This window comes from Terriglobales bacterium (genome assembly GCA_035624475.1).
Taxonomy (GTDB): domain Bacteria; phylum Acidobacteriota; class Terriglobia; order Terriglobales; family Acidobacteriaceae; genus DASPRL01.
Genome location: DASPRL010000402.1, coordinates 1 through 2,198 on the forward strand (window position 1 = coordinate 1; position 2,198 = coordinate 2,198).

Consider the following 2,198-nt stretch of genomic DNA (forward strand, 5'->3'; position numbering starts at 1 on the left):
CTCGTCCAAGAGGATCAAAGAGCGCGGGCTGGCGGTGTTCAGGATGGCCGCGGTCTCGGTCATCTCCACCATGAAGGTGGAGCGGCCGCGGGCCAGGTTGTCGCTGGCCCCGATGCGGGTGAAGATGCGGTCCACCAGCCCGAGCCGCGCCTTGCGCGCGGGCACGAACGAGCCCATCTGCGCAAGGATGACGATCAGCGCCGCCTGCCGCAGGTAGGTCGACTTGCCGCCCATGTTGGGCCCGGTCAGCACCAGGATGGACTGCGTGGTCGGGTTCAAGAAGAGATCGTTGGGCACGAAGCGGTCGTTGCTGCCGGTCAACTCCGGGCGCTCGATGACCGGGTGGCGGCCCTCGACGATCTCGAGGTCGCCGCTCTCCTCGATCTGCGGCCGGCAGTAATTCGCGGCGGCGGCCAGGTGCGCCAGGCAGGCCAGCACGTCCACCTCGGCCAGGGCCAGCGCCGTCTGCCGGATGCGCTTGGCCTGGGCGGCGATGGCGGCGCGCAACTCCCCGAAGACCCGCCGCTCGATCTCCACGATCTTCTCCTGCGCGTCCAGGATCTTGGCTTCGTACTCCTTCAGCTCGGGCGTGGTGAAGCGCTCGGCGTTGACCAGGGTCTGCTTGCGCTCGTAGTCGGCCGGCGCCAGGTGCAGGTTGGGCTTCGAGATCTCGATGTAGTAGCCGAAGATGGAGTTGAACTTCACCTTGAGCGAGCCGATGCCGGTGCGCTGGCGCTCCCGCTCCTCGATGCGGGCGACGTACTGCTTGGAGTTGCGGCTCAGGTCGCGCAGCTCGTCCAGCGGGGCGTCCACCCCGGCGCGGATCACGCCGCCGTCGGCGAAGCTGAGCGGCGGCTCGGGGACGATGGCGCGCTCGATGCGCTCGCGCACGTCCGCCAGCTCGTCGAGCGACTCGCGCAGAGCGCCCAGGCGCTCCGCCTTCAGTCGCGCCAGCGCCGCCCGTACCCCCGGCAGCCGGCCCAGCGAGGCCGCCAGCGCCAGCAGGTCGCGCGCGTTGGCCGTCTCCAGGGTGACCCGGCTGAGCAGGCGCTCGATGTCGAAAATGCCGCCCAGGGCGCGGCGCAACTCCTCGCGAGGCACGGTTTCCTTGACCTGCGCTTCCACGGCGTCCAGCCGCCGCTCGATCTCCTCGCGCTCGATGGAAGGGCGCAGGATCCACGCCCGCAGCAGCCGCCTGCCCATGGGGGTGATGGTGTGGTCGAGGGCGCGGAAGAGGGTGACGTCGTCGCCCGCGCCCGCGAACAGCGGCTCGATCAGCTCCAGGTTGCGCACCGTCACCGCGTCCAGCACCAGGCAGTTCTGGCGCTCATAGAAGCCGATGCGGTCCACGTGGTCGAGGGTGCCGTGCTGGGTCGAGCGCACGTAGTGCAGGATGGCGCCCGCCGCCGAGGCCGCTGCCGGACGGCCGGCCAGCCCGAAGCCCTCGAGCGAAAGCACGCCAAAATGGTTCTCGACCAGCGGGATCGCGTAGTCGGGCGCGAAGACCCAGTCGTCGAGCGGGGTCTCGGCCCAGGAGACCTGCGGGTTGCGGCCCGCCTCGCCTGCCTTCTCGAACAGGGGCAGGGAAGAGCCGAAGAGCACCTCGCGCGGCCGCAGTTGCTCCAGTTCCTCCAGGATGCGCTGCGCCGCCTCCGACCCGCGGAACTCGGTGGCGCGGAAGTCGCCGGTGGAAAGATCGAGGGCGGCGAAGCCCACGGCGTCGCCTACGTGCGCCATGGCCGCCAGGAAGTTGTTCTCCTCGGAACCGAGCGAGGCGTCGGCGGCGGTGCCCGGCGTGACCACGCGGATCACCTCGCGCCGCACCAGCTTCTTGGCGAAGCGCGGGTCCTCCATCTGTTCGCAGATTGCCACTTTGAATCCCTTGCGGATGAGCTTGGCGATGTAGTTCTCGGCGGCGTGGTAGGGGACGCCGCACATGGGCACGGCCACGCCCTTCTCCTTGCTGCGCGAGGTTAGGGTGATCTGCAATTCGCGCGCCGCCACCACCGCGTCCTCGAAGAACAGTTCGTAGAAGTCGCCCAGGCGGAAGAAGAGCAGGGCGTTGGGATGCTCTTTCTTGAGCGCAGCGTACTGCCGCATCAGCGGGGTGGTCGCCTCGGTGGAGGCGGGCGGGCCGGAGCGCGGCGTGGAGGGATCGCTCATCGCGGCAGAGTTTCGGTTGCCGCGATTATAGCGCG

Annotated in this window: 1 protein-coding gene; it reads right to left on the reverse strand. The window is 69.4% G+C overall.

Annotated features, from left to right (window positions below; all coding sequences use genetic code 11):
• On the reverse strand, positions 1–2,163 hold a 2,163-nt coding region (mutS, locus tag VEG08_15495), incomplete at its 3' end, for a DNA mismatch repair protein MutS (protein HXZ29399.1).
• Positions 2,164–2,198 lie beyond the last annotated feature (35 nt).